The 6,079-nt window shown below is 60.3% G+C and carries 4 protein-coding genes and 1 rRNA gene; all 5 read left to right on the top strand.

The genetic code is table 11. The annotated features are described in order from the left end of the window. Window positions 1–16: 16 nt before the first annotated feature. The 5 genes from rrf (at window position 17) to MHX63_RS07515 (ending at window position 6,070) form a co-directional block, all read left to right on the top strand. A 5S ribosomal RNA gene (gene rrf, locus MHX63_RS07535) occupies window positions 17–134 on the top strand. Between the two features lie 208 nt (window positions 135–342). Further along, window positions 343–1,095: an ABC transporter ATP-binding protein gene (locus MHX63_RS07530; RefSeq protein ID WP_239387955.1), complete on the top strand. Its 753-nt coding sequence runs from the start codon at window positions 343–345 to the stop codon at window positions 1,093–1,095. A 2-nt stretch (window positions 1,096–1,097) separates the two neighbouring features. Beyond that, window positions 1,098–3,737: an ABC transporter permease gene (locus MHX63_RS07525; RefSeq protein ID WP_239387954.1), complete on the top strand. Its 2,640-nt coding sequence runs from the start codon at window positions 1,098–1,100 to the stop codon at window positions 3,735–3,737. Between the two features lie 41 nt (window positions 3,738–3,778). Beyond that, the gene (locus MHX63_RS07520; protein WP_239387953.1) at window positions 3,779–4,765 is read left to right on the top strand and encodes a hypothetical protein; all 987 of its coding nucleotides are present in this window, start codon (window positions 3,779–3,781) and stop codon (window positions 4,763–4,765) included. Between the two features lie 45 nt (window positions 4,766–4,810). After that, on the top strand, window positions 4,811–6,070 hold the full coding sequence (locus tag MHX63_RS07515; protein WP_239387952.1) for an NRAMP family divalent metal transporter: 1,260 nt from the start codon (window positions 4,811–4,813) through the stop codon (window positions 6,068–6,070). Window positions 6,071–6,079 lie beyond the last annotated feature (9 nt).

Below are 6,079 nucleotides of genomic sequence, written 5' to 3'. Positions count from 1 at the left end.
GTTGTGATTATGGTTTGTCGGTGGTTGTTAGCGGTGGGGTCACGCCCGGTCCCTTTCCGAACCCGGAAGCTAAGCCTACCTGCGCTGATGGTACTGCACCTGGGAGGGTGTGGGAGAGTAAGTCACCGCCGGCACTAAAACTAACGAATAAGGCTCGGAGCCTTTCCTCAGTAGTGGGAAAGGCTCCGAGCCTATTTGTTTCCTTTATGTCTTTAGCCTCCGCTTTTGTTGTCCCCAACGTTTACAATTGCATTATTCAAATAGTTACCCCCTAGGGCGTCTATTGGATTTATTGCCCCCACAAACAGTGGGAACCCACCGGAGAAGCTTGGAGCAACGCTGATGAAGCACCCAGAAACCAACGAATCAACCAGCGCCGCTTGCGCCGTAGATGTACGGAAGATCTACGGTCACGGAGAAACCGAAGTGAAAGCCCTCGACGGCATTTCCATCGACTTCCACGACGGACAGTTCACCGCAATCATGGGGCCTAGCGGTTCCGGAAAATCTACTCTTATGCACTGCATGGCAGGACTGGATTCAATCTCCAGTGGAAAAGCCTACATCGGAGATACCGATATCTCCACGCTTAACGACAAGCAGACCACGACGTTGCGACGCGACCGTCTGGGCTTTATCTTCCAATCTTTCAACCTGGTTCCTACCCTCACTGCCAAAGAGAACATCACTCTGCCGTTGGACATCGCCGGCCGCAAAGTGAACCAAGAGTGGTTCGACGAGGTCGTCGTACGCCTCGGACTCAAGGACCGCCTAGACCACCGACCGTCCGAACTCTCGGGAGGCCAACAGCAGCGCGTTGCCTGCGCTCGCGCCCTGGTCTCTCAACCGGAGATCATCTTTGGCGACGAGCCCACCGGCAACCTGGATTCCAATAGTTCCGCGGAAGTCCTCAGTATTTTGCGCAACGCCGTGGATAAGGACAATCAGACTGTCGTCATCGTTACCCACGATCCGAAGGCCGCCTCGTACGCAGATCGAGTCGTTTTCCTCGCCGACGGACGGATCGCCGACGAGCTTGAAAAGCCCGACGTAGACGCCATCCTCGGGGTCATGGGCAAGCTGGAGGTCCACTAGTTATGCCCAACGCCACTCCTAGCCACAAATATCGCAGCCCATTCGATGCCGGGAAGTCCAACAGCAGCCACGCCCGTGCTGTCGCGAAAGTCTCCTACCGCAGCGTGCTCGCCAACAAGCTACGCTTCCTCCTCACCATCATCGCAGTGGTGCTAGGAACCGCGTTTATCTCCGGTTCCTCCATGTTCACCGACATGATGCAGAAATCTTTCAACGGGGTATTCGAAAACGTTTATTCCGCTGTAGATGTCGAAGTAACGCAGAAGGATCCGACCAAACCGATCACGCAGGAAACGCGAAGCAAGTTAGAGGGCAACGAGGATGTCGAAAGTGTTGCCATGGCATCCGAAACCATTGCCGTCGTCGCCAAGGACGGTAAACAGCTGAGCACCGGTGGTGCTCCCTCGGAGCTGTTGCCCAACGACACCGGCGAAAACGCACCCGGCCCCACCATTACCGTGGCCGATGGTCGCGAGCCGAAGGGCGAGAAGGAGGCGATGATCAACACCGATGCCGCCGAGCAGCACGGCGTGCACATCGGTGACACTCTGAAAGCCATCGACGTCCGCGACAGCCATGACTACAAGATCGTTGGAATCTACGACACTGACTTTTCCGTGGGCGGCTACCTCGGCCTGGCGCTTGACACTCGGGTATATATTGACCGCTATACCAACGGAACCTTCCCCGACGGTTTCTGGCTGTCCGCTAACGACGGCGTGACCGCGGAGCAGCTCAAGGACTCTGTCCAAGAAGAATTCCCGGAATTCAAGGTCGTCACCGGCGACTCGATCGTCGAACAAGCCACCAAAGAGATTCAGGACGGCCTCAGCTTCGTCAACTACTTCCTGCTGGCCTTCGCCCTCGTCAGCCTGCTGGTGGGCGCGTTCATCATCGCCAATACATTCTCCATGGTCGTTGCCCAGCGCATGCGGGAGTTCGCTCTGCTGCGCTCCCTGGGCGCCTCCCGCAGCCAGCTGACGATCTCGGTTGTCTTCGAGGCCGTTCTGGTTGGCCTCGTCGGCTCGGCACTGGGCATCGTGGCCGGCATGGGGCTGGCCAAGGGCATCTTCGCAATCATGGACATGGCCGGGTTCGGCCTGCCGAGTACTGGTCTCAGCCTTACCCCGCAGGCGGTGATTCTGCCCCTCGTCATCGGTGTGCTCATCACCGTGGTTTCCGCATGGTCGCCGGCGCGCCGTGCCGGTCGCGTGCACCCGGTCGAGGCTATGCGCTCGGGTGATGTCTCTAGCTCGTCGCCGCTGAAACTGCGCACCTTCGCCGGCGCCATCGTCTTCCTACTTGGCGTTGTTGCCGCGATTGCCGCTCTTGTTCTTAAGGACGCCGATACGGGTGCTCGGGCGAGCATCCTGGGAGTCGGTTCCCTGTTGGTGATTGTTGGTTCTTTCCTCATTTCCCCGGCGCTATCCATCCCAATCGTCCCCGCACTGGGGCGCGTCTTGGGCGCTCCATTTGGGGCGATTGGAAAGTTGGCGTCCACAAACTCACGCAGGAATCCGCGACGCACCGCAACAACAGCGTTTGCCCTGACCTTGGGCGTGGCGCTGGTGGCGGCGTTCGGCATGGTCGGTGCGACGATGAAGAGTGCCATGGAGGAGATGATCGGTGACACGGTGAAGTCCGACCTGGTGGTCAGTGGTCCGCAGAACCAGGGTTTCCCACTGCCGCAGGGCGTGGAGAAGGCCGTGGACGAAGCCGACGGTGTGAGCTCGCACTCCACCCTGGGGGTGGCGCCTGTCAGCGTGGGCAAGCCCATGGCCGAAAGCAACGTGACATACGCGGGAATGTACGCGTTCTACTTCAAGGGGCCGCTCGGTAAGTCCATGGGGCTGAAGTCCCTGGGCGAGGACCTGAAGTCCGACGAGCCGGGCTTCTACGCCTCCGAGGGTAAGGCCAAGGCCATGAAGTGGAAGGTCGGCGACGAGGTGCCGATGTACCGCGTTGGTCAGGGCGAAATGGGCAAGATCAAGCTGCTGGGTATCTACACCGAGCCGCTGCAGTCGCAGACGCTACTCAACGAGGCCGCGCTGAAGCCCTATGTGGGGCAGGGCAAGCCCCTCGACGAGACTGAGGATCTGAGCATCTTGCAGATTAACGTCCACGGCGATGGGAACATCAGCGAGAAGGATCTGAAGGACAACGTGAGCAAAGCCGTGGAACCGTTCATCGTGGCCGACGTGCTGACCCCCACCGAGTACGCGGGTACTGTCTCCAGCGGCATCGACCAGATGCTGATGATCCTCAACGCCATGCTGGCGCTATCGATCCTGGTGGCGATCTTGGGCATCATCAACACCTTGGCGCTGAACGTGATCGAACGTCGGCAGGAGATCGGGATGCTGCGCGCAGTGGGCATGTTCCGCAAGCAGGTACGTCGCATGATCACTCTCGAGGCTGTACAGATCGCAATCTATGGCGCGCTAGTGGGCGTGCTCATCGGCGTGGGCTTGGGTTGGGTCTTCGTGAAGGTGCTGGCCTCCGAAGGTTTGGATAGCGCGGTCCTGCCGTGGCAGCTGCTGGTTGGCATGGTTGTGGGATCCGGCATCGTGGGAGTGCTGGCCGCGTTGTGGCCGGCGCATAAGGCGGCGAAAACCTCCCCGCTGGAGGCGATTGCCGACTAAAGCGGGAACCTTGTCCAGGGTCGAAACTACAATGGCTAACCATGAGCGAGCAGACCCCGAACTCCGACATTGTTAACCTGCCCGGTACTGGCGGCGACGTGCAGGCTGGCGTGGAACCGCTGAGCGCCCAGCAGCAGCTGGACCAGCTAAGCAACTTCTTTGAGGATAATTATCCGGAGATTTTCAATTCCCTCGTAAACGACGAGGGGGTTCCCTACAAGGATCAGTCTTGCCCCGTTCCCGCGGAGCTGGTGGACGAGACGGAGCGCATGTGGGCACGAGTGCCCGATCTGTTGGCGCACAGTAGTTTGCTGGTGCTGGGCGCTGGGCTGGACCACCGCATGCCGCACGTTGCCTACACCTCCCAGGTGCGGGCCGAACTCTGGACGTCGCAGCGCCCCGCACTGCCGGATGGGGTTGTCGGAACGGTAGTGACGCCCCCTGATCCCACCGGAGCCGTAGCCGTCAGCTTGCACGGTGGACCAGGCTGGTTCGGTGACGGTGCAAGCCACGACCAGTTTTGGCTTCCCCTCTTTGCCGCTCTCGCGGAGCGCTCCGGGGTGACCATCGTGGATCTGACTTATCCGCTGCCGGGGTACGGCTCCTGGGATCTTACTCAGCAGGACGTGGCGGAAGCCGTCGCACAGATCCAGGCGGAGCTGACGCCGAAGGCTTTCGGCCTGGTGGTATTCGGCAGCGGGCTAGTGGCCGCGGGCCAGGTGGTGGGGTCGGCTCTGAGTTCGGCTCTGGGGGCGGATTGTGAGCTGGACTTCCTGGTGGCACTCAGCCCGCGAATCCCGGAGGGGTTCGCGGTGGATATTGCAGGGGTGCCCACGGCAGTCTCCCTTGCGAGGTTCGACAGTAGGGGAACCGCAGGGGGCGTCATTAAGAAGTACTTCGAGGAAAGCGGCGCCGAGGTGCAGTTTTACGAGTACGACAGCGAGCACATTATCGCGGCTCCCGCGGTGTGGCGGCAGCGAGTGGACGAACTGGCGGAATGGCTGCGGAAGGTAGTTGCGGATTGTTGAACAACATTCTAAAGTGATACAAATCACTCATAGAAAGGCGCCGACATGTCGAATACAGACGAGCACGAGGGCGGCACGCCCGTAGCCAGCACGCCCACAGGCGGCAAGCCCGAAGCTGCCCGCGCGGCTACATTCACAGCGTCGCTGGGCGCAATGTTCCTCATGGCCACCAGTGCCATTGGCCCGGGATTCATCACCCAAACCACCGTGTTCACGGTGGAGATGGGCGCGGCATTCGCGTTTGCAATCCTCGTTTCGATCCTGGTGGACATCGCCATTCAGCTGAACGTTTGGCGCGTGCTGGGCGTATCCGGCAAGCGTGCCAACGAGTTGGGCAATGAGGTTCTGCCGGGGCTCGGCTGGGTCATGGCAGCGTTCGTGTTCATCGGCGGGCTGATCTTCAACATTGGCAATATCGGCGGAACGGGCCTGGGTATCAATGCGATGCTCGGCTGGGATCCACTGCTAGGCGGCGGGTTGTCCGCAGCGATCGCCATCTTTATCTTCCTGTCGAAGCGCGCGGGCATGGCTCTGGATCGCATCGTCGTCGGCCTGGGCGCCATCATGATCCTGCTGATGATTTACGTCGCAGTCGTCTCCGCACCGCCGCTGGGCGAAGCTCTGAAGAACACAGTGGCGCCGACTGAGGTGGACTTCCTGGTGATCACCACCCTCATTGGTGGTACCGTCGGCGGCTACATCACCTTCGCGGGTGCGCACCGCATGATTGATTCCGGGCAGACCGGTGTACACAACGTTGACACGATCACCAAAGTCTCGGTCTCCGGCATCATCGTCACCGGAATTATGCGTGCGCTGCTGTTCCTGGCGATCCTGGGCGTGGTCGCTTCGGGCGTGACGCTGGCCGGAGACAACATGGCTGCAGACGCATTCCGTCACGCCGCTGGAGACATCGGCGTGCGCTTCTTCGGCGTGGTGCTGTGGGCCGCAGGCCTGACCTCTGTGGTGGGTGCTTCCTACACCTCCCTGACCTTCGTTACCCCGCAGTCGATGAAGAAGTCCACCTTCAATTGGCTGGTCGTGGCTTTCATCGCCGTGTGTGCTGTGATCTACCTGATCCTGAACCAGGCTCCGCAGAAGCTGCTGATCTTCGCCGGTGCTTTCAACGGCCTGATCCTGCCGATCGGCTTCGCCGTCGTTCTGTGGGTGGCCTGGCGCCGCCGCGATCTGCTGCAAGGCTACAAGTACCCAACCTGGCTGCTCGTCCTTGGCTTCGTGACCTGGCTGCTGACGCTGTACCTGGGCTGGAGCTCTATGAGCAAGCTGCCGGGAATCTGGGCATAAGAAGAATCA

It is taken from the genome of Corynebacterium sp. ACRQK (assembly GCF_022345965.1).
Lineage (GTDB): Bacteria > Actinomycetota > Actinomycetes > Mycobacteriales > Mycobacteriaceae > Corynebacterium.
The sequence above is the reverse complement of the archived record's forward strand: the minus strand, read 5'-3'. Positions and strand labels throughout refer to the sequence as shown.